The sequence below is a fragment of the Puerhibacterium sp. TATVAM-FAB25 genome (genome assembly GCF_046535855.1).
Lineage (GTDB): Bacteria > Actinomycetota > Actinomycetes > Actinomycetales > Cellulomonadaceae > Puerhibacterium > Puerhibacterium variabilis_A.
The window spans coordinates 1-23,024 of the sequence record NZ_JAXUAK010000027.1 but is presented as its reverse complement, the minus strand read 5'-3'; the positions used below and the strand labels follow the sequence as shown (position 1 = coordinate 23,024).

General features: G+C 75.1%; 18 protein-coding genes. 14 read left to right on the top strand and 4 right to left on the bottom strand.

Annotated features, from left to right (window positions below; genetic code table 11):
• The 8 genes from ilvD to U5M74_RS15865 all read left to right on the top strand — a co-directional run bounded on the left by ilvD (position 1) and on the right by U5M74_RS15865 (position 9,556).
• Positions 1-1,701 carry a dihydroxy-acid dehydratase gene (gene ilvD / locus U5M74_RS15900; RefSeq protein WP_410909894.1) on the top strand — a complete coding sequence of 567 codons (1,701 nt, stop codon included), beginning with the start codon at positions 1-3 and terminating at the stop codon, positions 1,699-1,701.
• Between the two features lie 96 nt (positions 1,702-1,797).
• Positions 1,798-2,466: a VOC family protein gene (locus U5M74_RS15895; RefSeq protein WP_410909893.1), complete on the top strand. Its 669-nt coding sequence runs from the start codon at positions 1,798-1,800 to the stop codon at positions 2,464-2,466.
• Between the two features lie 318 nt (positions 2,467-2,784).
• On the top strand, positions 2,785-4,647 hold the full coding sequence (locus tag U5M74_RS15890; RefSeq protein ID WP_410909892.1) for an acetolactate synthase large subunit: 1,863 nt from the start codon (positions 2,785-2,787) through the stop codon (positions 4,645-4,647).
• Between the two features lie 4 nt (positions 4,648-4,651).
• The gene (gene ilvN / locus U5M74_RS15885) at positions 4,652-5,176 is read left to right on the top strand and encodes an acetolactate synthase small subunit (protein WP_069984193.1); all 525 of its coding nucleotides are present in this window, start codon (positions 4,652-4,654) and stop codon (positions 5,174-5,176) included.
• Positions 5,177-5,262: 86 nt separating this feature from the next.
• Positions 5,263-6,291, top strand: a complete 1,029-nt coding sequence (gene ilvC / locus U5M74_RS15880; protein ID WP_410909891.1) for a ketol-acid reductoisomerase — start codon at positions 5,263-5,265, stop codon at positions 6,289-6,291.
• Between the two features lie 199 nt (positions 6,292-6,490).
• Positions 6,491-7,078, top strand: coding sequence for an ASCH domain-containing protein (locus tag U5M74_RS15875; RefSeq protein WP_410909890.1), 588 nt, complete (start codon positions 6,491-6,493; stop codon positions 7,076-7,078).
• A gap of 82 nt (positions 7,079-7,160) precedes the next feature.
• Positions 7,161-8,216: a 3-isopropylmalate dehydrogenase gene (locus U5M74_RS15870; protein ID WP_410909889.1), complete on the top strand. Its 1,056-nt coding sequence runs from the start codon at positions 7,161-7,163 to the stop codon at positions 8,214-8,216.
• A gap of 176 nt (positions 8,217-8,392) precedes the next feature.
• Positions 8,393-9,556 (top strand): branched-chain amino acid aminotransferase, encoded by a 1,164-nt coding sequence (locus tag U5M74_RS15865; protein ID WP_410909888.1) that lies wholly within the window; start codon positions 8,393-8,395, stop codon positions 9,554-9,556.
• 46 nt (positions 9,557-9,602) lie between these two features.
• Here the strand turns inward: U5M74_RS15865 and U5M74_RS15860 are convergent, their stop codons facing one another.
• Entirely contained in the window at positions 9,603-10,160 is a 558-nt protein-coding gene (locus U5M74_RS15860; protein ID WP_410909887.1) for a DUF6069 family protein, read from the bottom strand.
• Positions 10,161-10,393: 233 nt separating this feature from the next.
• Between U5M74_RS15860 and cimA the strand changes: the two genes are divergently transcribed.
• Positions 10,394-12,016 carry a citramalate synthase gene (gene cimA, locus U5M74_RS15855; protein WP_410909886.1) on the top strand — a complete coding sequence of 541 codons (1,623 nt, stop codon included), beginning with the start codon at positions 10,394-10,396 and terminating at the stop codon, positions 12,014-12,016.
• Positions 12,017-12,070: 54 nt separating this feature from the next.
• Here the strand turns inward: cimA and U5M74_RS15850 are convergent, their stop codons facing one another.
• Genes U5M74_RS15850 through U5M74_RS15840 form a run of 3 tightly spaced genes read right to left on the bottom strand, consistent with a single transcriptional unit; the run spans position 12,071 to position 17,047 of the window.
• Positions 12,071-15,079 carry an FAD-binding and (Fe-S)-binding domain-containing protein gene (locus U5M74_RS15850; RefSeq protein WP_410909885.1) on the bottom strand — a complete coding sequence of 1,003 codons (3,009 nt, stop codon included), beginning with the start codon at positions 15,077-15,079 and terminating at the stop codon, positions 12,071-12,073.
• Complete coding sequence (locus U5M74_RS15845; RefSeq protein ID WP_410909884.1) at positions 15,076-15,951, bottom strand: MurR/RpiR family transcriptional regulator; 876 nt, start codon at positions 15,949-15,951, stop codon at positions 15,076-15,078. The genes U5M74_RS15850 and U5M74_RS15845 overlap by 4 nt, the downstream gene beginning before the upstream one ends.
• Entirely contained in the window at positions 15,941-17,047 is a 1,107-nt protein-coding gene (locus tag U5M74_RS15840) for a BadF/BadG/BcrA/BcrD ATPase family protein (protein ID WP_410909883.1), read from the bottom strand. Before U5M74_RS15840 ends, U5M74_RS15845 begins: the two co-directional genes overlap by 11 nt.
• A 200-nt stretch (positions 17,048-17,247) precedes the next feature.
• Here U5M74_RS15840 and U5M74_RS15835 point away from each other — a divergent pair, with 200 nt between their 5' ends.
• The 5 genes from U5M74_RS15835 to U5M74_RS15815 all read left to right on the top strand — a co-directional run.
• A complete protein-coding gene (locus U5M74_RS15835; RefSeq protein WP_410909882.1) occupies positions 17,248-18,324 on the top strand; it encodes a biotin/lipoate A/B protein ligase family protein in 1,077 nt (358 codons plus the stop codon).
• Between the two features lie 360 nt (positions 18,325-18,684).
• Positions 18,685-20,001: a sugar ABC transporter substrate-binding protein gene (locus tag U5M74_RS15830; RefSeq protein WP_410909881.1), complete on the top strand. Its 1,317-nt coding sequence runs from the start codon at positions 18,685-18,687 to the stop codon at positions 19,999-20,001.
• Positions 20,002-20,126: 125 nt separating this feature from the next.
• A complete protein-coding gene (locus U5M74_RS15825) occupies positions 20,127-20,984 on the top strand; it encodes a carbohydrate ABC transporter permease (protein WP_410909901.1) in 858 nt (285 codons plus the stop codon).
• A gap of 5 nt (positions 20,985-20,989) precedes the next feature.
• Positions 20,990-21,823 (top strand): carbohydrate ABC transporter permease, encoded by an 834-nt coding sequence (locus tag U5M74_RS15820; RefSeq protein ID WP_410909900.1) that lies wholly within the window; start codon positions 20,990-20,992, stop codon positions 21,821-21,823.
• Positions 21,820-23,024 (top strand): glycoside hydrolase family 3 N-terminal domain-containing protein (locus tag U5M74_RS15815; protein WP_410909880.1); only part of this gene is annotated, 1,205 nt, incomplete at its 3' end. The genes U5M74_RS15820 and U5M74_RS15815, both read left to right, overlap by 4 nt.

The window sequence follows — 23,024 nt, the reverse complement described above, 5'->3', positions numbered from 1 at the left end:
GTGACGGGCGACGCACCGGACCTCAAGCCACGTTCCCGGCAGGTCACCGACGGCCTGGAGGCCACGGCGGCGCGCGGCATGCTGCGCGCCGTCGGGCTCGGCGACGACGACTTCGCCAAGCCGCAGGTGGGCGTCGCGAGCTCGTGGAACGAGATCACGCCGTGCAACCTGTCCCTGGACCGGCTGGCCCAGGCGGTCAAGGACGGCGTGCACGCCGCCGGCGGCTACCCGCTGGAGTTCGGCACCATCTCGGTGTCCGACGGCATCTCCATGGGCCACGAGGGGATGCACTTCTCCCTGGTGTCGCGCGACGTCATCGCCGACTCGGTGGAGACGGTGATGCAGGCCGAGCGGCTGGACGCCTCCGTGCTGCTGGCCGGCTGCGACAAGTCGCTGCCCGGCATGCTCATGGCCGCCGCGCGCCTCGACCTGGCCAGCGTCTTCCTCTACGCCGGCTCGATCATGCCGGGCTGGGTGCGGCTGTCCGACGGCACCGAGAAGCAGGTGACGATCATCGACGCGTTCGAGGCCGTCGGCGCCTGCGCCCGGGGCCTGATGAGCGAGGACGACGTCGGCCGGATCGAGCGTGCCATCTGCCCGGGCGAGGGCGCCTGCGGCGGCATGTACACCGCCAACACGATGGCGTCGGCGGCCGAGGCGCTCGGCATGTCCCTGCCCGGCTCCGCCTCGCCGCCGTCGGCCGACCGGCGCCGCGACGCGTGGGCGCGCCGCTCCGGCGAGGCCGTGGTGAACCTGCTGCGCCAGGGGATCACCGCCCGGCAGATCCTCACCCGCGAGGCGTTCGAGAACGCGATCGCCGTCGTCATGGCGTTCGGCGGGTCCACCAACGCCGTGCTGCACCTGCTGGCCATCGCGCACGAGGCCGAGGTCGAGCTCACGCTCGACGACTTCGACCGCGTCGGCGACCGGGTGCCGCACCTGGGCGACCTCAAGCCGTTCGGCCGGTACGTGATGAACGACGTCGACCGCGTGGGCGGCGTCCCCGTGGTGATGAAGGCGCTGCTCGAGGCCGGCCTGCTGCACGGCGACGCCCTGACCGTCACGGGGCGCACCGTGGCCGAGAACCTCGCCGACGTCGCGCCGCCCGACCCGGACGGGCGGATCCTGCGCGCGGTCGACGACCCCATCCACGCCACGGGCGGCATCACGATCCTGCGCGGCACGCTGGCCCCGGACGGCGCCGTGGTGAAGTCCGCCGGCTTCACCGAGGACGTCTTCGAGGGCACCGCCCGCGTCTTCGAGCGCGAGCGCGCCGCCCTGGACGCGCTCGAGGACGGCACCATCGTGCCCGGCGACGTCGTCGTGATCCGCTACGAGGGCCCCAAGGGCGGGCCCGGCATGCGCGAGATGCTCGCGATCACCGGCGCCATCAAGGGCGCGGGCCTCGGCAAGGACGTGCTGCTCGTGACCGACGGGCGGTTCTCCGGCGGCACCACCGGGCTGTGCGTCGGCCACGTCGCGCCCGAGGCGGTCGACGCCGGCCCGGTCGCGCTCGTGCGCGACGGCGACCGGATCCGCCTCGACGTGCGCGCCAAGACGCTCGACCTGCTGGTGGACGACGCCGAGCTGGCCGCCCGCCGGGAGGGCTGGGCGCCCCTGCCGCACGGGTACACCCGCGGCGTGCTGGCGAAGTACACCAAGCTCGTCCAGTCGGCCTCCCGCGGCGCGGTGCTGCAGTAGCGGCCGCGGCGCCGCCCGCCGCCACCCGCCGCCACCCGCCGCCGCCGTCGGCGCGGCGGGTGGCGGCGGGCGCGCCGGGCGGCGCACGCTGGACGGGTGGACGACCGGATAGACCCCGCGGACCTCGAGCGCGCCGACGGCGCGGGCGACTGGCGGTGCGTGGCCGGCGCCGCGGTCGCCGTCTTCCGCACCGGCACCTTCGACGTCGGCGCCCGCCTCGTGGCGCGCGTCGCCGCGCTCGCCGACGCCGCGGACCACCATCCCGACGTCGACCTGCGCTACGCCGCGGTGACGGTCCGCCTCGTCTCCCACGACGTCGGCGGCCTGTCGCGGCGCGACCTCGCCCTCGCGCGGGAGGTGTCGGCCGCGGCGCGCGAGCTCGGCGTCGCGGCGGACCCGGCCGGGGCGTCCGCCGTGGAGGTGTGCGTCGACGCGCTGCAGGGTGCCGCCGTCCGGCCGTTCTGGGCCGCGCTGCTCGGGTACGCCGCCGAGCGGGGGCGGGGCGCCGTGCCCGCCCTCGCCGACCCGCTCGGGCGCGGCCCTCGCCTGCGGTTCGCCCCGGCGGACGCCCCGCGGACCGAGCGCGGCCGGCTGCGCCTCGACGTGCACGTGCCGGCCGACGCGGCCGAGCCGCGCGTGGCGGCGGCGCTCGCGGCGGGCGGGCACCTCGTCACCGGGCGGCGCGCGCCGGGGGAGTGGGTGCTGGCCGACCCGGAGGGCAACGAGGCGCGCGTGCGCACGTGGCAGCGGCCCGACGGCGGCTGAGCGCGCCCGGGGTGCCATCGGACACCTCGGACGCTGCCGTGACCAGCACCGACGCGTCCGGGCGCCGTCCCGGAACCCGGGCAGGCGTCTCATGATGCGGAATCCGTGGTCCGCGGCGTGACACCCACGACGCGCGGGCGTAACGTTCCTCACGTGCAGACGATCCTCGTAGTACTTCCCGGGCGCGCCGGCTGAGGCCGCCGTACTCGACGTACCGGCTCCGTCAGCGCGCTCACCCCTCGACCGTCCCGTCCGCGGGACCGAGGGGTTTTCGTTTGTCCGCACCACCCGCAGTCCCGACCGACGGCAGGAGACACCATGGCCACGCCGCACCCGAGCCCCGCACAGGTCGCCGCGCGCACCGACGCGCGACCCGCCGAGGTCCGGACGCGCGGGCTCGTAGCCGGGGCCGCGGCACCGGCCGGCGCCCCGCGGGAGATGACCGGCGCCGAGTCGATCGTGCGCTCGCTCGAGGCCGTCGGGGTCGACACCGTGTTCGGCATCCCCGGCGGCGCCATCCTGCCGCTGTACGACCCGCTGATGGACTCCACGAAGGTGCGCCACGTGCTGGTGCGCCACGAGCAGGGCGGCGGCCACGCGGCGTCGGGCTACGCCCACGCCACCGGCAAGGTGGGCGTCACCATGGCGACGTCCGGCCCGGGCGCCACGAACCTCGTCACGCCGCTGGCCGACGCGAACATGGACTCCATCCCCATGGTGGCCATCACGGGCCAGGTGGGCGCCTCGATGATCGGCACGGACGCGTTCCAGGAGGCCGACATCGTCGGCATCACCATGCCGATCACCAAGCACAGCTTCCTGGTGACGGACCCGGACGAGATCCCGCGCACCATCGCCGAGGCGTTCCACGTCGCGTCGACGGGCCGCCCCGGCCCGGTGCTGGTGGACATCGCCAAGTCCGCGATGCAGTCGCGCACCTCGTTCTCCTGGCCGCAGGAGATGCGCCTGCCCGGCTACCGCCCCGTGACCAAGCCGCACGGCAAGCAGGTGCGCGAGGCGGCGCGGCTGCTCGCCACGGCGCGCCGGCCGGTGCTGTACGTGGGCGGCGGCGTCGTGCGCGCCGGCGCCTCGGAGGCGCTGCGCCGCCTGGTCGACGTCACGGGCGCCGCCGTGGTGACCACGCTGATGGCGCGCGGCGCCGTGCCCGACAGCCACCCGCAGCACCTGGGCATGCCGGGCATGCACGGCACCGTGCCGGCCGTCGCCGCGCTGCAGAAGGCCGACCTCATCGTCGCCCTCGGCGCGCGGTTCGACGACCGCGTGACCGGCAAGCTGTCGAGCTTCGCGCCGCACGCCGCGATCGTGCACGCCGACATCGACCCGGCCGAGATCGGCAAGAACCGCGCCGTGGACGTGCCGATCGTGGGCGACCTGCGCGAGGTGATCGGCGACCTGGTGCCCGCCGTGGAGGCCGAGCACGCCGCCGTCGGGCGCCCCGACCTGGCGGCCTGGTGGCACCAGATCGACGGCTGGCGCGAGACCTACCCGCTCGGCTACACGCCGACCGCGGACGGCCTGCTGGCCCCGCAGCACGTGATCGGCCGCCTCGGCGAGCTCGCCGGGCCGGACGCCGTGTACGTCTCCGGCGTGGGCCAGCACCAGATGTGGGCCGCGCAGTTCATCCGGTACGAGCACCCGCGCACGTGGATCAACTCCGGCGGCCTGGGCACCATGGGCTACGCCGTGCCCGCCGCGATGGGCGCCAAGGTCGGCCGGCCGGACGCCACCGTGTGGGCGATCGACGGCGACGGCTGCTTCCAGATGACCAACCAGGAGCTGGCCACCTGCGTCATCAACGACATCCCGATCAAGGTGGCGCTGATCAACAACAGCTCGCTGGGCATGGTCCGGCAGTGGCAGACCCTCTTCTACGAGGAGCGGTACTCCAACACCGACCTGCACACCGGCCACGGCACCCAGCGCGTGCCCGACTTCGTCAAGCTCGCCGACGCGTACGGCTGCGCCGGCATCCGGGTGGAGCGCCAGTCCGACGTCGACGACGCGATCAAGCGCGCGAACGAGATCGACGACCGCCCCGTGGTGGTCGACTTCACCGTCTCCCGCGACGCGATGGTGTGGCCCATGGTCGCCGCCGGCGTGAGCAACGACGACATCCAGTACGCGCGCGGCATCTCGCCGGCGTGGGACCGCGAGGAGTGACCCGATGAGCCGCCACACCCTGTCCGTGCTCGTGGAGAACCGCCCGGGCGTCCTCACGCGGGTCGCCGGGCTGTTCGCCCGCCGGGCGTTCAACATCCACTCGCTGGCCGTCGGCCCCACCGAGCACGAGGAGATCTCCCGGATCACCGTCGTGGTCGACGTGGTCGAGGACCTGCCGCTGGAGCAGGTGACCAAGCAGCTCAACAAGCTGGTGCACGTCATCAAGATCGTCGAGCTGACGCCGGAGGAGTCGGTGCACCGCCAGCTGCTGCTGGTCAAGGTGCGCGCCGACGCCCAGACCCGCTCGGGCGTGCTCGAGGTGGTCAACCTGTTCCGCGCCCACGTCGTCGACGTCGTGCCCGACACCGTCGTGGTCGAGGCGGTCGGCACCGACGCCAAGCTCGACGCGCTCGTGGCGGCCCTCGAGCCGTACGGCGTCCGCGAGATCGTGAAGTCCGGGACCCTCGCCGTCGGGCGCGGGTCGCGGTCGATCACCGACCGGGCGCTCGAGCGCGTCCGGACCGCCTGACCCGCACGACCCGGCGCGCCGGCGGGCCCGGCGCGCCCCCCAGACCTGACCCTGCAAGCAGAACCGCGAAGAAACGAGGAACCACCGTGGCTGAGCTCTTCTACGACGACGACGCCGACCTGTCCCTGATCCAGCAGCGCAAGGTCGCCGTCATCGGCTACGGCAGCCAGGGGCACGCGCACTCGCTGAACCTGCGCGACTCGGGCGTCGACGTCACCGTCGGCCTGCGCGAGGGCAGCGCCTCGCGCGAGAAGGCGGAGAACGCCGGCCTCGCGGTCGCCTCCGTCGCCGACGCCGTGCGCGGCGCCGACGTCGTCGTCATCCTGGCGCCGGACCAGGTCCAGCGGCACATCTACCGCGACGAGATCGCCCCGAACCTCAAGGACGGCGCCGCCCTGGTCTTCGGCCACGGCTTCAACATCCGCTTCGGCTACATCCAGCCGGCCGAGGGCCACGACGTCCTCATGGTCGCCCCCAAGGGCCCGGGCCACCTGGTGCGCCGCGAGTACGCGGACGGCCGCGGCGTGCCCGTCATCGTCGCCGTCGAGACCGACGCCTCGGGCAAGGCCTGGGACCTCGCGCTGTCCTACGCCAAGGCCATCGGCGGCCTGCGCGCCGCCGGCATCAAGACGACGTTCACCGAGGAGACGGAGACCGACCTCTTCGGCGAGCAGGCCGTGCTGTGCGGCGGCGTTTCGCAGCTCATCCAGTACGGCTTCGAGACCCTGACCGAGGCCGGCTACCAGCCCGAGGTCGCCTACTTCGAGGTCCTGCACGAGCTGAAGCTCATCGTCGACCTCATCTACGAGGGCGGCATCACCAAGCAGCGCTGGTCCGTCTCCGACACGGCCGAGTACGGCGACTACGTCTCCGGGCCGCGCGTCATCGACCCGCACGTGAAGGAGAACATGAAGGCCGTGCTCTCCGACATCCAGTCGGGGGCCTTCGCCGAGCGCTTCATCGGCGACCAGGACGCCGGCGCGCCGGAGTTCAAGGAGCTGCGCGACAAGGGCCAGAACCACCCGATCGAGCCGGTCGGCCGCGAGCTGCGCAAGCTGTTCGCGTGGGTCAAGCCGCAGGACACCGACTACGTCGAGGGCAACGCGGCGCGCTGACGGAGGTAGGGGCGAGGCACGAGCCCCTGGCGGAGTCAGCGCAGAGCGACTGCCCGACCGCCGGTGCAGCGGGCAACGCGGCGCGCTGACCCCTCGCACCGCACGACGGCCCGCCACCCCTCCGGGTGGCGGGCCGTCGCCGTGCGCCCCGTCGTGCGCCCCGCCGTGCGCCCCGCCGCCGTGCTGCCAGGATGGGCGCATGACGGACGACGCCGCGCTCTCGCGCGACCTGCACCCCACGCCCGGCCTCGGGGCGCCCGACGCCTCGGAGCTGCCCGTGGACGACGCCGCGCAGGCGGCACGGATCCAGCAGTACTGGGAGCTGGTGCGCGGCCGCGCGGGCCTGGGCCGCGCCGCGGTGGTCACCGGGCCGGGCTGGGCCACGAGCGTGCCGCCGGAGGCGTGGGCGTTCGGCGACTCGCCGGAGCTCGCCGACGAGCTCCTGGAGCTGGTGCTCATCGGGCGCAAGACGGCGACGGCGGCGGCGGTCTGGGAGTACGAGGCGGCGGGCGAGCCGCTGCCGACGCCCGGTGCCCTGAGCATCGTGCTCGACGGCGCCCGGGCACCGCGGGCGCTGCTGCGCACCGTCGAGGTGGTCACCGTGCCGTTCGCCGAGGTGACCGCCGAGCAGGCGTACCTCGAGGGGGAGGGGGACCGCTCCCTCGAGGAGTGGCGCGCCGGCCATGAGCGCTACTGGCGGCGCACGCTGCCGCCGCTGGGGCACGAGTTCGCGCCGGACATGCTCGTGGTGTGGGAGCGGTTCGAGGTGCTGCACCCGCGCCTCTGAACGCCGCCCCGGCCGCCTCACCGCCGGCCGCATCGTGAGACGGCTGTCCCGCATCGTGGCGCGCCGTGGCTATGCTCGGGCCATGGCTGAGACGCGGAGCATCGACCTCGCCGTCGTCGCGGGCGACGGCATCGGACCCGAGGTGGTCGAGCAGGGGCTCGGCGTCCTCGAGGCCGCGTTGGCCGGCGCCGACGTCAAGGTGGGCACCACGGAGTACGACCTGGGCGCGCGCCGCTGGCACGCGACGGGCGAGACGCTCACGGACGCCGACCTCGAGGCCATCGGCCGCCACGACGCCATCCTGCTCGGGGCCGTCGGTGACCCGGGCGTGCCCTCGGGTGTGCTGGAGCGCGGGCTGCTGCTGAGGCTGCGCTTCGCGCTCGACCACTACGTCAACCTGCGCCCCTCGCGCCTCTTCCCGGGCGTGCGCAGCCCGCTCGCCGACCCCGGCGAGGTCGACTTCGTCGTCGTGCGCGAGGGCACCGAGGGCCCGTACGTGGGCAACGGCGGGTCCGTGCGCACCGGCACGCCGCAGGAGATCGCCACCGAGGTGTCGGTGAACACCGCGTTCGGCGTCGAGCGCGTGGTGCGCTACGCGTTCGCCCAGGCCGCCGCACGCCCGCGCAAGCACCTCACGCTCGTGCACAAGCACAACGTGCTGGTGCACGCCGGCCACCTGTGGCGCCGCACCGTCGAGACGGTCAACGCCGAGTTCCCGGACGTCACCACGGACTACCTGCACGTGGACGCCGCGACGATCTTCCTCACCACGAACCCCTCGCGGTTCGACGTGATCGTCACCGACAACCTCTTCGGCGACATCCTCACCGACCAGGCCGCGGCCATCACCGGCGGCATCGGGCTGGCCGCGTCGGGCAACGTCAACCCCGACCGCACCTTCCCGTCGATGTTCGAGCCGGTGCACGGCTCCGCGCCGGACATCGCCGGCCAGGGCAAGGCCGACCCGACGGCGACCGTGCTGTCGGTGGCGCTCCTGCTCGACCACCTCGGCCACGCCGACGCGGCCCGGCGCATCGAGACCGCCGTCGCGACGGACCTCGCCGAGCGCGCGCAGCACGGGCGAGTACGCTCGACGGCCGAGATCGGCCGCGAGCTCGCCGCCCGCGTCGCCGGCTGACCACCCGTCACCGCCGCGACCGACGAGCCCTCGGCCGACCCCGGCCGTCGTCCCAGCACCCGTCCCTCCCGGACCGCTGTGGACGTCCGCGCCGCCGCCGTCGGCCCCCGCCGGGGCGCCACCGTGGCGCACGGGGCGTGGAAGACTACAGGGGTCCACTCGTGAAAGGCCCCTCCATGACGAGCACCACCGAGCCCAGCACGTCGAACGACGCGATCGCCCCCGAGCAGATCCTGCCCGCGCAGATCGAGGACATCGTCGAGCTCTTCGCCGTCCACACCACCGACGCGCCAACCTCAGACGCCGACCGCACGGCGCAGCTGGCGGCGCCGAAGTTCGGCCAGGTCTTCACCGACCACATGGCGCGGATCTCGTGGCGCCGCACCGAGGGCTGGGTCCACCGGCGCATCGAGAAGTACGCGCCGCTGCAGCTCGACCCGGCCACCGCCGTGCTGCACTACGCGCAGGAGATCTTCGAGGGGCTCAAGGCCTACCCGCACGCCGACGGGTCCGTGTGGACGTTCCGGCCCGAGGAGAACGCGGCGCGCTTCGCCCGCTCCGCGCACCGGCTCGCGCTGCCGGCGCTGTCGGTCGACGACTTCGTCGCGTCGGTCGCGGCCCTGGTGCGCGTGGACCGCGACTGGGTGCCGACGGCGGACGACTCCAGCCTGTACCTGCGCCCGTTCATGTTCGCCTCCGAGGCGTTCCTCGGGGTCCGGCCCGCGGACGAGGCCGAGTACCTCGTCATCGCCTCGCCGTCCGGCGCCTACTTCCCGGGCGGGGTCAAGCCGGTGTCCATCTGGGTCGACACCGAGTACCACCGGGCCGGCCCCGGCGGGACCGGTGCCGCGAAGACCGGCGGCAACTACGCCGCCAGCCTGCTGCCCCAGATGGAGGCCGCGGCCAAGGGCTTCGACCAGGTCTGCTTCCTCGACGGCGGGTCCAACACCTACCTCGAGGAGCTGGGCGGGATGAACCTGTTCCTCGTCATGGCCGACGGCGCGGTGCACACGCCCGAGCTCAGCGGCTCCATCCTCGAGGGCGTGACGCGCACGTCGATCCTGCAGCTCGCCGCCGACCGCGGCCGCGAGGTCGTGGAGCGGCGCATCCCGATCGCCGAGGTGGCGACCGGCCTGCAGGAGGGCTCGATCGCCGAGGTCTTCGCCTGCGGCACGGCCGCGGTCATCACGCCGGTGGGCCGCCTCGCCGGCCCGACGTTCGACGCGACGGTCGGCGACGGCGACCCCGGCGAGCTGACGATGGCGATCCGCGGCGAGCTCACCGACATCCAGTACGGCCGCGCCGCCGACCGGCACGGCTGGCTGCGCCGCCTGGCCTGACCGCGCCGCGCCTGCGCCGCGCACGACGACGCCGGCCGGACGGAGGTCAGACCGCCGGGCGGCGCACCAGGGTGCGGGACAGCACGCCGGTGAGCAGCGACCACGTGGCCAGGCCGAGGACGATCCACACGACGGCCGTCAGCACGGCGGTCAGCAGGTCGGCGCCGCCGGCGAACGGCAGGGCGGCCAGCACGATCGTCGCGAGGGCGACGATCCAGCCGAAGAACGACGCCGGGCGCGGGGTCACCATGACGAACAGGTGCAGCAGCACGGCGGCGACCAGGGCGAAGAGCGCCCCCGCCACCGCCCACGCGACGAGGTCGGAGTCGCCGAGCGGGGGTGTGAGCAGCTCCTGGCCGGCGACCTCGACGACGAGGAACGCCGCCACGACGCCGATGAGCGCGGTCACGAGCACGGTCGCGACCGCGCCGCCCCAGTAGCGGCCGACCTCGAGGCCCAGGCGGGGGTCCTCGGTGCCGGACGTGGCGGGCCGCCCGGCCGCCGGGGCCGGGCCGGTCGCGGGCGGGACGGCGGGCTCGCGCGGGGGGACCGCCGGCGGCGGGCTGCCCGGCGCGGCGTCGTACGGGCGGTTCGGCTCGCTCATGGCACACCTCCTGTTCAGGTGGCTCCCAGGTCACCACGCCGGACCCGTGCTCGCACCGTGGAACGGCGCTGTCCGGGGCGCGGACGGTGTGGCAGCATGGCCCCGTGACCTTGCGACACCCGCGCCGCGTCATTCGCTAGCGCGTCCGGCAGCACCCCGCCGGACGCGCCGACTCTCCGTACCCGGAGGGTCTTTTTTGTTACGCCGACATCGCCCGGGAAGAGACAGCGCGCATGAACAGCCCGACCTTCGACGTCTACGACACGACGCTGCGCGACGGCGCGCAGCAGGAGGGCATGAACCTCACCGTCGCGGACAAGCTCGCCATCGCCCCGCTGCTCGACGAGCTCGGGGTGGGGTACATCGAGGGCGGCTGGCCGGGGGCCATCCCCAAGGACACCGAGTTCTTCCGGCGGGCGCGCACGGAGCTGACGCTGAAGAACGCCGTGCTCGCGGCGTTCGGGTCCACCCGCCGCCCGGGCGCCGTCGCGGCCGACGACCCGCAGGTGCGCGCCCTGCTGGACTCCGGGGCGCCCGTCGTCACGCTGGTGGCCAAGTCGGACGTGCGGCACGTGGAGCGGGCGCTGCGCACCACGTGCGAGGAGAACCTCGCGATGATCACCGACACCGTCGCGCTGCTGGTGGCCGAGGGGCGCCGGGTGGTGCTCGACGCCGAGCACTTCTACGACGGCTTCCGCTACGACCCCGCGTACGCGCGCGCGTGCGTCGAGGCGGCCTTCGCGGCGGGCGCCGAGACCGTGACGCTCTGCGACACCAACGGCGGGATGCTGCCCGACCGCGTCACCGCCGTCGTCACGGCGCTGCGCGAGGCGATCGGCCCGGGGCCGCGCCTGGGCATGCACGCGCACAACGACACCGGCTGCGCCGTGGCGAACTCCCTGGCCGCCGTCGACGCCGGGGCCGTGCACGTGCAGGGCACGGTGAACGGCTACGGCGAGCGCACCGGCAACGCCGACCTCGTCACCGTCGTGGCGAACCTCGAGCTCAAGACGGGGCGCTCGCTGCTGGCCGACCAGGGTCTGCAGGAGGCCACCCGCATCGCCCACGCGATCGCCGAGATCACCAACATCGCGCCGTTCGCCCGCCAGCCGTACGTCGGCGCGAGCGCGTTCGCGCACAAGGGCGGCCTGCACGCCTCGGCCATCAAGGTCGACCCGGACCTCTACCAGCACGTCGACCCCACCGCCGTGGGCAACGACATGCGCATGCTCGTCTCCGACATGGCCGGGCGCGCGTCGGTGGAGCTCAAGGGCCGCGAGCTCGGCTTCGACCTCGCCGGGCAGGCCGAGCTGCTCGCCCGCGTGACCCAGCGCGTCAAGGACGCCGAGGCGGACGGCTACACCTACGACGCCGCCGACGCCTCGTTCGAGCTGCTGCTGCGCCAGGAGCTGGGCGCCAGCCCCGAGTACTTCGCCGTGGAGTCGTGGCGCACGATCGTCGAGACGGTGCCCGAGACGGTGCCCGGCACGGCGCACGGGCGCGCCGCCGAGGCCCTGGCCGAGGCCACCGTCAAGGTGCACGCCGGCGGCGAGCGGCTGGTGAGCACGGGGGAGGGCAACGGCCCGGTCGACGCGCTCGACCACGCGCTGCGCGGCGCCCTGGCCCGGGTCTACCCCGAGATCGGCCGCTTCGAGCTCACCGACTTCAAGGTCCGCATCCTCGACAGCGAGCAGGGCACCGACGCCACCACCCGCGTGCTCGTGGTCACCACGGACGGCGAGCGCACGTGGTCCACGGTGGGCGTGGGCCCGAACGTCATCGAGGCGGCCTGGGAGGCCATCCTCGACGCGCACGTGTACGGGCTGCTGCACGCCGGGGTGGACCCGCGCGGCTGAACCCCTCGGCGGGCCCTCGGCGGGCCCTCGTCGGGGCCGGCGAGGGTCCGGCGCTCAGGGCCGGGTGAGCTCCGCCAGCACCTCGAGCACGTGCCGGTAGGGCCGGCCGGTCGCGCGGGTCAGGCCCAGCTCGCACGTGCGGTTGCTGGAGACGTAGGCGTCGGCGGCGCCGTGCGCCGCCTCGTGCGCGCGCACCTCGTGCGCCTCGGCCCGCGTCGCGGCGCGCGTGAGCTCCGGGTGGAGCAGGCCCCGGTCGCCGGCGAACCCGCAGCAGCCGGCGTCCACCGGCACGACGACGTCGTCCGCCACGGCGGCGGCCACGGCCCGCAGGTCCGCGACGCCGCCGAGGTGCTGCGTCGAGCAGGTGGGGTGCACGACGACGGACCGCAGCCGGCGACCCGTGCTCGCCGGGTCGAGGCCCCGCTCCGCGAGGGCGGGCAGCAGGCGCTCGCGGGTGAACGCCACCGCGTCGACCACCCGCAGCTCCGCCGCCCGCGCGGCGCGCTCGGCGTCCGCGGGGTCGGTGGAGCCGCGCAGGAGCCGGTCGAGGCCGTCGAGCCCGTGCGTGCAGCTCGAGGCGTCGCAGACCACCGGCAGCCGCCCGCCGTCGGTCGCCGCCCACAGCGCGTCCACCGCCCGCCGGGCCATCGCGACCGCTCCGGCGGTCAGGCCCTTGGATGCCCACGGCGTCGTGCAGCACAGGCCCGCGAGGCCTTCGGGCGCGGCGAGCACCACGTCGGCCCGCGCGGCCAGCGCGAGGAACGCCGGGCCGGCGCCCGCGTCGTCGTGCGCCCCGCCGCCGCAGCCGGCGGACCCGGTGCCGGAGCCGCAGCCGCCGGCGCCGCACGCGCACCCGGCCCCGTCTCCATCCCCGTCTCCATCCCGGTCCGTGGCCTGGGCCGCGAACAGCGAGCCGGTGCACGAGGAGAAGAACACCGCCTCGGGCGCGCGCCCCGGCGGCAGCGGGTCCGGCGCGGGGCGCCGCGGCCCGGGGCCGGGCAGGTCGTCGCCCACGGCGGGGACGGCCTCGGCGCCGAGGACCGCCCGGCCGAGCCGGGACGCCGCGCCGAGCACCGGCGCCGGGACCCGGTCGGCGACGGCGAGCGCGCCGCGCAGCCCGGTGACCGCGCCGGCCCAGTGCCCGGCCGCCTGCGCCCCGGCCCGCTGGACCAGCGGCCCGTGGCGCCGCGCGCGAGCGGTCTTCATCGCCTTGCCGGTGTCGATGTGCACCGGGCAGGCGCGTACGCACAGCGAGTCGGCGGCGCACGTGTCGACGGCGGCGTAGTCCCAGCCGCGCTCCAGCTCGGCGCGCTCCGCCGGGGTCGCGACGGCGATCTCGCGCGCCAGCACGATGCGCTGGCGCGGGGTGGTGGTCAGGGTGCGCGAGGGGCACGCGGGCTCGCAGTAGCCGCACTCGACGCACCGGTCGAGCTCGGGGTCCAGCCCGGGACCGACGGGCGCCGGGCGCTTGAGGTCGCGCAGGTGGGCGCGCGGGTCGTCGCTGATCACCACGCCGGGGTTGAGCAGCCCGGCGGGGTCGGCGAGCGCCTTGACCTCCCGCATGACGTCGTAGAGCTCGTCGCCGAACTGCCGGCGCACGAACGGGGCCATGACCCGACCGGTGCCGTGCTCTGCCTTGAGGGAGCCGCCGTGGCCGAGCACCAGGTCGGCCAGGTCCTCGGTGAACGCCCCGAGCGTGGCCACCGCGGCGTCGTCGCCGAGGTCGGGGGTCACCATGAAGTGCAGGTTGCCGTCCTTGGCGTGCCCGAAGACCACGGCGTCGGCGTAGCCGTGGGCGTCGAAGAGGCCCTGCAGGCCGCGCACCGCGGCGGTGAGCGCGGGCACGGGCACGACGACGTCCTCGAGCAGCGCGGTGGAGCCGGCCGGGCGGGCGGCGGCGACGGCGGTGTACAGGCCCTTGCGGGCGCGCCACAGCCGCCCGCGCGTGGCCGCGTCGGTGGTCAGCGCGGCCGGGGCGGCGGGGTCGGCGAGGCCGGCCAGCCCGGTGATCGCCCGCGCGCCGGCCGCGGCGGCGTCGGCGAGCGCGTCGGCGTCGGGCGCCTGGTACTCGACGAGCAGCGCGGTCTCGCGCGTCAGGCCGCGCGCGCCGAGCACGCGCAGCGCGGGGTCGGCCTGCGGGTCGTCGGCCGCGACGCGCAGCGACGCGGCGTCGAGCAGCTCGACGGCGCGGGCGCCGGAGGCGGCCAGGGCGGGCAGCGCGTCGGTCGCGGCCTCGAGCGAGCCCATGACCAGCAGCGCGGTGGCCGCGGCGGGCAGCGCCGGCACGGTCCGCAGCGTCACGTCGGCGACGAAGGCGAGCGTGCCCTCCGAGCCGACCACGAGGTGCTCGAGGATCTTCGCCGGGGCGTCGAAGTCGACGAAGGCGTTGACCGCGTAGCCCATGGTGTTCTTCATCGCGTACTGCCGGGCGATCTCCGCGCGGGCGCTCGCGGAGCCCCGCACCCGGTCGCGCAGGGCCGCCAGCCCGGCCCACAGCGCGGGCTCGAGCGCGCGGAGCCGCGCGTCGGCGTCGGTGGCGCCGGTGTCCAGCACGGTGCCGCTCGCCAGCACGAGCGTCATGCCCTCGACCGTGCGGTAGGCGGTGTCGACGGTGCCGCACGCCATGCCGGAGGAGTTGTTCGCGACGACGCCGCCCACGGTGCAGGCGATCTCGCTCGACGGGTCGGGGCCCAGCCGCCGGCCGTACGGCGCGAGCCGGGCGTTGACGGACGCGAGCGTGACGCCCGGCTCGCAGCGCACGCGGGCGCCGCCGTCGAGCACCTCGACGCGGGTGAACCCGGTGCGGGTGTCCACCAGCAGGCCGGAGCCCGCCGCCTGCCCCGACAGGCTCGTGCCGCCGGAGCGGAACGTGACCGGCAGGCCGTCGGCGCGCGCCCGGGCCAGGGCGGCGACGACGCCCTCGACGCCGTGCGCCCGCGCCACCGCCGCCGGGCGCAGCAGCACGTGCGAGGCGTCGTGGGCGTGCGTGACCCGCGTGAGCAGGTCGGTGCGCACGGCGAGGGCGGGCGCGGGCGTCGTCGTCATCGGCGTCGTCGTCGTCATCGGCGCTGGTCCAGGCGGCGCTGCTGCACCGCGTCGTAGGTGGCCTTGAGCGCAGCCGCGGTCTGGTCGTAGCGCCGCTGGGCGACGCGCACGAAGAGGAAGTCGACGACGGCGAGCTGAGCGATGCGGCTCGACATCGCCCCGGACCGGAAGCGGGTCTCGCGCGCCGTCGTGGTGAGCACGACGTCGGCGACCGCCGCGAGGGGCGAGGACGGGAAGTTGGTGACCGCCACGGTGAGCGCGCCGCGGTCGCGCGCGAGGCTGAGCGCCTGGTGCGGCTCCACGGTGGTGCCGGTGTGGGAGACGCCGACCGCCACCGAGGCCGCGTCGAGCAGCGCGGCCGAGGTGAGCTGCAGGTGCGGGTCGACCGGCGCGGCGCACACCAGGCCGATGCGCGACAGCTTCTGGGCCAGGTCCTGGCACGTCAGCCCGCTGGACCCGACGCCGTAGACGCCCACCTGGGACGCCTGGGCGACGGCCTCGGCGGCGCGCTCGAGGGCGTCGAGGTCGAGCAGGCGCGCGGTCTCCTCGATGGTGCGGGCCTCGTGGAACGCGATCTTGGAGACGACGTCGGTGGCCGTGTCGGTCTCGTTGATCTCGCCCTCGGCGATCCCGGAGCGCTCCAGCTCCACCGCGCGGCGGCTGGTGGCCTGGGCCAGGTCGATGCGGAACTCCGGGTAGCCCGCGTAGCCCACGGCCCGGCAGAACCGCACCACGGTGGCCTGCGACGTGCCGGCGCGCGCGGCGAGCTCGGTGATGGTCGAGGCGACGACGCCGGCGGGGTCGTCGAGCACGGACTCGGCGATGCGCGCCTCGGCCGGGCGCAGGGTGGGCAGCTCCTGGCGGAGCCGGACGAGCACGTCAGCGGCCATCGGGCACTTCCTTCGAGGTCAGGGCGGGGGAGGGGGTCGGGGGCGCACCCGCGGCGTCGCCGGGCAGGCGGACGGTCAGCCAGGGCTCGTGCGGCGACGGCGCGGAGCCGGTGGCGAGCGACCCCGCCAGGCGCAGCGCGCCGTCGAGCGGGGTGCCCGCCGCGGGCGCGAGCGTGACGTCCGGGCGCAGTGCGCGCAGGCGGGCGGCGAGCGCGGCGGCGACGCCGTCGGCCGCCAGCAGGCCGCCGGTCGCCGCGGCGAGCGGCGGCACGCCGGGGACCAGGGCCGCCGCGAGCGACTCGGCGAGCCGCTCGCCGGCCTCGGCCAGGAGGCGCACGGCGACGGCGTCGCCCGCGCGGGCGGCATCGGCGACGGCGGGCACGAAGGAGGCCAGCACCTGCGCGCGGTCGGGCCGCGGGTAGAGCTGGGCGGGCCAGGTCGGCACGGGCCCGAACCGCTCGAGGGCCGCGTGCAGCAGCGTGGGCGAGGCGCCGGGCAGGCCGTCGTGCGCCGCGACGGCGGCGCGCAGGCCGTGGGCGCCCACCCAGGAGCCGGACCCGAGGTCGCCGAGCAGGTGCCCCCAGCCGTCGACGCGGCGCCAGGTGCGGTGCAGGTCGGTGCCCAGCGCGATGGCGCCGGTGCCGGCGGCGACGACGGCGCCCGGGCGGCCGCCGAGCGCGCCGAGGTGGGCGGTGAGCGCGTCCGCGGCGACGGCGGTGCGCGCCGCGGGCCAGACGGCGGCGAGGGCGTCGTGCAGCGCGACGGGGGCCGGGACGAGCGTGGCGAGCCCCGTGGCGCCGACCGCGGCGGCGGCGACGGCGGCGCCCGGGTGGGCGGCGGCCAGGGCGCGGGCCGCCTCGCGGGCGAGGTCGGCGACGACCTCCGCGGCGTCGGACCCGCCGGGCTGGATGCGCACGGCCCGGCCGGACAGGCGCAGCTCGGCGGGACGGGCAAGGGTGGCGTTGGGGGCGCCGACGGGGGCGCCGACGGGGGCGGCGCCGGTGCCGTCGGTGGTCCCCCCGCCCGCCGGGCGGGCGACGAGGCGGGCGCCGGTCCCGCCGACGTCGACGGCGACGACCCAGTCCGGTACGTTCACGGGACCAGTGTGGCACTGACTTTCGTGGAATGGCGCAATCCTGGAACAGAATTTCCCCGCGTCGACCGCGGGCCCGGTCCGGGACGGCGCCCGCGGGCCGACCACGGCGCGGCGTGCCGCGGCGCACCCTCGGGGGGAGCGTAGCCCGCGGCCGGGCCGCAGGGCAGTGGTCCGCGCCGGTCCGGCGTAGGTTGGTGCCCGTGCGCGGTGAGTACAAGGTTCCCGGGGGCAAGCTCGTCGCGGTCGACGTCGAGGTGGACGACGGCCGCCTGGTGAGCGCCAGCCTGTCCGGCGACTTCTTCCTCGAGCCCGACGAGGCCCTCGACGTCATCGACGCGGCGCTCGACGGGCTGGACGCGAGCACCCCGACCGGCGAGATCGCCTCCGCCGTCGACGACGCGCTGCGCGCCGCCGAGCGGCACGGCGTCATCCCCGGCCCCGCGGCGCTCGTCGGCTTCGACGCCTGGGCCGTGGCCATGGCGGTGCGCCGGGCGCTGGGGCACGCGACGACGTGGGACGACCACGAGTTCGAGGTGCTGCGCCCGGGCCCGCTGCCGCCCGCGACGCTCGCGGCGCTCGACCAGGTGCTCACCGAGGAGCTCGCCGCGGGCCGCCGCGGCCCGACGCTGCGGTTCTGGGACTGGGACGAGCGCGCCGTGTTCATCGGCTCGTTCCAGTCGCTGGCCAACGAGGTGGACCCCGACGGCGTGCGCAAGCACGACGTCACCGTGGTGCGCCGCATCTCCGGTGGCGGCGCGATGTTCATGGAGGCCGGCAACTGCGTGACCTTCTCGCTCGTCGTGCCCGCCTCGCTCGTCGACGGCCTGTCCTTCGAGCAGTCCTACGCGTTCCTCGACCAGTGGGTGCTCGGGGCGTTGGAGTCCGTAGGCGTCGAGGCCTTCTTCTCCGGGATGAACGACATCGCCTCCCCGGCGGGCAAGCTCGCCGGCTCGGCCCAGAAGCGGCTCGCCGGCGGGGCCGTCCTGCACCACATGACGATGGCGTACGACATCGACAGCGCCAAGATGCTCGAGGTGCTGCGCATCGGCCGCGAGAAGCTGTCGGACAAGGGCACCCGCAGCGCGGACAAGCGCGTGGACCCGCTGCGCTCGCAGACCGGGCTGTCGCGCGACGCGATCATCGACGCGTTCGAGAAGTACTTCCGCGGCCGCTACCGCACGGTGGACTCCGAGCTGCGGCCCGAGGAGCTCGAGCGGGCGGAGGAGCTGGTGCGCACCAAGTTCGCCAGCCCGGACTGGATCGGCCGCGTGCCCTGAGCCTGAGCCGGGGCACCTCCCCGGCGCGGTCTGTTCGGTGATTCGTGGGCTGATCGGCGATCCGGATCGCCGATCAGCGCACGAACCGCCGAAGAGACGAGCGGCGGCCGGCCCTGCGGCGGCGTGCACCCGGCGCGCCGTGTTACCGGCGGGTCACCATCTGGCAACGAGTGGGCGCCCGGGCTTCCGTCGCACGCCTTTGGGCACTAATCTCCATCACAACACGGGCTCCTGGAAGATCCTTTCAAGAGCACGGAGCACCACCGCCGCCCGGCACCGTCGCCGGTCGGTGGACGGCAGCGACGCCGTCGCAGCCTCAGCACGAGAGCAGCGGCCACGGGGCCGCCAGGAGGGACAGTGATGCGGGGACAGCTCGGAAGGTTCCGCACCGCCACGGCGGCCGGTGCGGCGGCGCTCGTCGCGCTCGGCCTCACGGCCTGCAGCAGCGGCGGCGACTCGGACGCCGCGGCCACGGGGCCGGTCGACGGCGAGGGCAAGACCCTCGACGTCTGGATCATGCAGGGCACCAACCCCTCCAGCGAGGCGTTCTTCGACGAGGTGGGCGCCGCCTTCGAGGAGGAGACCGGGGCCACCCTCAACGTCGAGTTCCTCCAGTGGGCGGACGCGCACGACCGCTTCGTCACCTCGATCGCCGGCGGCACCACGCCCGACGTCGCGGAGACGGGCACCACCTGGACGCCGGAGTTCGCGGACGCCGGCGCGCTGGAGCCGCTCGACGAGTACGTCGCGGCGAACGACCTCGAGGGCGACCTCGTGCAGGGTCTCGTCGACGCCGGCACCTACGACGACTCGCTCTACGGCATGCCCTGGTACGCCGGCGTGCGCTCGCTCGTCTACAACACCGAGCTCTTCGAGGGCGCCGGCATCGAGCCGCCCACCACCTGGGACGAGCTCAAGGCCGCGGCCGAGGCGCTCAAGGCGAAGTACCCGGACAAGATCGCCGTGGCCGTGCCCGGCGACGCCGAGTTCACGGTCTACCCGTGGGTCTGGGGCGCCGGCGGCGAGGTCGCCACGCAGGAGGGCGACACCTGGACCTCCGAGCTGGACAGCGCGGAGTCGCAGGAGGGCATCTCCTTCTGGACCGGGCTGGCGGCCGAGGGGCTCAGCTCCACGGGCGCGACCACGTGGAAGGAGACCGACGTCCTCGACGCCTTCGCGCAGGGCGACGTCGGCATGGCGGTCATGGGCTCCTGGACGCCGAACGCCGTCGTCGAGGCCAACCCCGACATGGAGGGCAAGTTCGCCGCGGTGCCCATCCCGGGCAAGGACGGCGGCATCGCCCCGTCGGTGCTCGGCGGCTCCCACCTGTCGATGTTCAGCACCGCCGAGGACAAGGCGCTGGCGTTCGCGTTCATCAAGATGATGACCACGGGCGAGTTCGCGCAGAAGTGGGGCGAGGAGGCCGGCTACTTCCCGGGCCAGACGTCGCTGCTCGAGGAGACCATGGCCAGCGACGACCCGCTGGTGGCGCCGTTCGTCCAGCAGTTCGTCGAGGGCGGCGCGTCCGTGCCGGCCTCGCCGAACTTCGGCGCGGTCCAGGCCAAGAAGACGACCGGCACCATGATGCAGTCGATCCTGTCGGGCCAGTCCGACGTCGCGACCGCCACGAAGGCCGCGGCCGAGGAGATGACGAGCCTGCTGAACGGCGACTCGTGACGACGTCGGTCTCCACGTCCCCGGTGGGGGTGGGCGCCACCGCGCCCGCCCCCGCCGGGCGGCGGCCCTCGAACCGCGTCCGCCTGGGGCGCACCCTCACCCGCACCGTCCGGCCGTGGGCGCTCATGGCCCCCGCGCTGGTGGTCCTGGCCGTGCTGCTGCTGTGGCCGATCGTGCGCGTGGGGATCTTCTCGTTCCAGGACTACGGCCTGAGGCAGATCGTCTCGGGCGAGGCGAACTGGAACGGCGTGGCGAACTACGCCGAGATCTTCGGCTCGGCCCAGCTGTGGCAGGTCGTGCTGCCCAACACCGTCGGGTTCGCCGTCGCCGCGGTGGTCGGCACCGTGGTGCTCGGCACCGCCGTGGCCGTGCTGCTCGCCTCCCTCGGCACGTTCTGGCGCGGGGTGGTCTCCAGCGCCATCATGGCGGCCTGGGCCATGCCCGCGGTGACCGGCACCTACGTGCTGGTGTGGATCTTCGACGCCGACAACGGCATCGTGAACAGCACGCTGCAGGCCCTCGGGCTGCAGGACGCCCCGGTGAACTGGTTCACCGACCGCTGGTCGTTCTACGCGATCGTCCTGCTCAACGTCGTCCACCACGGCTTCCCGTTCGTGGCGATCACCGTGCTGGCCGGCCTGCTCGGCGTGCCGCGCGAGCTGCTCGAGGCGGCCGAGATGGACGGCGCCGGCCCGTGGCGCCGCTTCCTCCAGGTGATCGTGCCGCAGCTGCGGCAGGTCTTCGCCGTCGTGATCATCCTGTCGACCATCTGGGACTTCAAGGTGTTCGCGCAGGTGTACCTCATGCCCGGCGGCGGCGGCACGAACCGCGAGGTGCTCAACCTCGGCGTGTGGTCGTACGTCGAGTCGTTCGGCCAGAACCGCTACGGGTTCGGCTCGGCCATCGCCGTCCTGCTCACCGTGCTGCTGCTGGTCATCACCGCGGTGTACGCGCGGACGATCCTCAAGGAGGAGGAGCTGTGAGCGCCCTGACCAGCCGCCGCCCGACGGTGGCGGGCAAGGCCGTGCGCGGCGTCCTCGTGACGCTGCTGCTGATCTTCACGCTGTTCCCGTTCTACTGGATGGTCGCCAGCGCGCTCGACGGGCGGGCCGGGCAGTCCGACCTGCCGTGGCCCACCAGCCCCACGCTGGAGAACTTCCGGTACGTGCTCACCGACGGCGGGTTCGGCACCTTCCTGAAGAACTCGCTCATGGTCGCGCTGGCCACGGTGCTGATCTCCTCGCTCCTGGCGCTGCTCGCGTCCGTCGGCGTGGCCCGGTTCCGGTTCAGGGGCCGCACGTCGGTGCTGCTCATGGTGCTGGTCGTGCAGATGGTGCCGCTCGAGGCCCTCGTCATCCCGCTGTTCGTGCAGGTGCGCGACCTGCAGCTGCTCGGCACCCTCACCGGCCTGGTCGTGGTCTACACCGCGCTCGCGCTGCCCTTCGGCATCTGGATGCTGCGCGGGTTCGTCGCGGCCGTGCCGGTCGAGCTGGAGGAGGCCGCCTACCTCGACGGCGCCTCCTGGGGCCGCATGTTCCGCTCGATCCTCTTCCCGCTGGTGGCGCCCGGCCTCGTGGCCACGAGCATCTTCAGCTTCATCACCGCCTGGAACGAGTTCGTCTTCGCGATGACGATGCTCGGCGCCGAGTCGCAGAAGTACACGGTCGCCATCGGCCTGCGCTCGTTCTTCGGCCTCAACGCCAACGACTGGGGCTCGATCATGGCCGGCTCCACGATCATCACCGTCCCCGTGATGATCTTCTTCATCGCGGTGCAGCGGCGCCTGGCCTCCGGCCTCACCTCGGGGGCGGTCAAGGGATGAGCGCCCCCCGCCCCGGGGCGGTCGTGGCGGCGGCGGACGCCGTGGTGCGGCGCGCCGTGCTCGGCGTGCTGCTGCCCGGCTTCACCGGCACGACCGCGCCGGCCTGGCTGCTGACCGCCGCGCGCGACGGGCTGGCGGGCGTGGTGCTGTTCGCCCAGAACACCCCGGACCTGGCGACGACGGCCGCGCTCACCGGCGCGCTGCACGCCGCCGCGCCCGACCTGCTGGTCACCGTCGACGAGGAGGGCGGCGACGTCTCGCGCCTCGAGGCGGCCGACGGGTCGTCCCTGCCCGGCGCGACTGCCCTCGGCGTCGTCGACGACGAGGACCTCACCGCCGAGACGGGCGAGACGCTGGGCCGGCTGCTCGCCGCCGTCGGCGTCGACCTCGACCTCGCGCCGGTGCTCGACGTCGCGTCCGACCCGCGCAACCCCGTGATCGGCGTGCGCTCGTTCGGGCCGGAGCCCGGGCTCGTCGCCCGGCACGCGCGGGCGTTCGTCCGCGGGCTGCAGCGCGGCGGCGTCGGCGCGTGCGCCAAGCACTTCCCGGGCCACGGCGACACCGCCGTGGACTCCCACCTCGCGCTGCCGGTGGTCGACGTGCCGCCGGCGGTGCTGCGCGAGCGCGAGCTGGTGCCGTTCGCCGCCGCCGCGGGGGAGACGGACGCCGTGATGACCGGGCACCTGGTGGTGCCCGCGGTTGGCCCGGCGCCGGCCTCGCTCGAGCCGGCGGCGACCGCCCTGCTGCGGTCGCTCGGCTTCGCCGGGCCCGTGATCACCGACGCGCTCGACATGCGCGCCGTGTCCGACGGCGACCGGATCGGCGAGGTCGCCGTGCGCGCCGTCGAGGCGGGTGCCGACCTGCTGTGCCTCGGCACCACGGCCGGGCGCGACGACGAGGCGTTGTTCGCCGAGGCCGCCGACGCGCTCGCCACCGCCGTCGTGTCGGGCCGGCTCACCGTGGCGCGGCTCGAGGAGTCCGCGGCGCGCACGCGCCGCACGGTCGCCGCGATCCGCGCCCGGCGGTCCGCCGCCCGCACGGCGGGACCCGGGGCGGACGACGTCGCCGCCGCGCTCGCCGCGCTCCAGGACGTCGGCCGCCGCGCCGCGGCCGCCGCCGGGGTCGGAAGAGCACACGACAGAACACCCGACACCACTGATCCTCTCTCGTATGACGTCTGGTGCGGGGGGGGCGGGGGGGG

What these genes read in the sequence shown, in the direction of transcription:
- cimA (WP_410909886.1), top strand. Translation starts at nt 10,394, where the DNA reads ATGAACAGCCCGACCTTCGACGTCTACGACACGACGCTGCGCGACGGC.
- ilvN (WP_069984193.1), top strand. Translation starts at nt 4,652, where the DNA reads ATGAGCCGCCACACCCTGTCCGTGCTCGTGGAGAACCGCCCGGGCGTC.
- U5M74_RS15890 (WP_410909892.1), top strand. Translation starts at nt 2,785, where the DNA reads ATGGCCACGCCGCACCCGAGCCCCGCACAGGTCGCCGCGCGCACCGAC.
- U5M74_RS15875 (WP_410909890.1), top strand. Translation starts at nt 6,491, where the DNA reads ATGACGGACGACGCCGCGCTCTCGCGCGACCTGCACCCCACGCCCGGC.
- U5M74_RS15860 (WP_410909887.1), bottom strand. Translation starts at nt 10,160, where the DNA reads ATGAGCGAGCCGAACCGCCCGTACGACGCCGCGCCGGGCAGCCCGCCG.
- U5M74_RS15850 (WP_410909885.1), bottom strand. Translation starts at nt 15,079, where the DNA reads ATGACGACGACGACGCCGATGACGACGACGCCCGCGCCCGCCCTCGCC.
- U5M74_RS15865 (WP_410909888.1), top strand. Translation starts at nt 8,393, where the DNA reads ATGACGAGCACCACCGAGCCCAGCACGTCGAACGACGCGATCGCCCCC.
- U5M74_RS15845 (WP_410909884.1), bottom strand. Translation starts at nt 15,951, where the DNA reads ATGGCCGCTGACGTGCTCGTCCGGCTCCGCCAGGAGCTGCCCACCCTG.
- U5M74_RS15870 (WP_410909889.1), top strand. Translation starts at nt 7,161, where the DNA reads ATGGCTGAGACGCGGAGCATCGACCTCGCCGTCGTCGCGGGCGACGGC.
- U5M74_RS15825 (WP_410909901.1), top strand. Translation starts at nt 20,127, where the DNA reads ATGGCCCCCGCGCTGGTGGTCCTGGCCGTGCTGCTGCTGTGGCCGATC.
- U5M74_RS15830 (WP_410909881.1), top strand. Translation starts at nt 18,685, where the DNA reads ATGCGGGGACAGCTCGGAAGGTTCCGCACCGCCACGGCGGCCGGTGCG.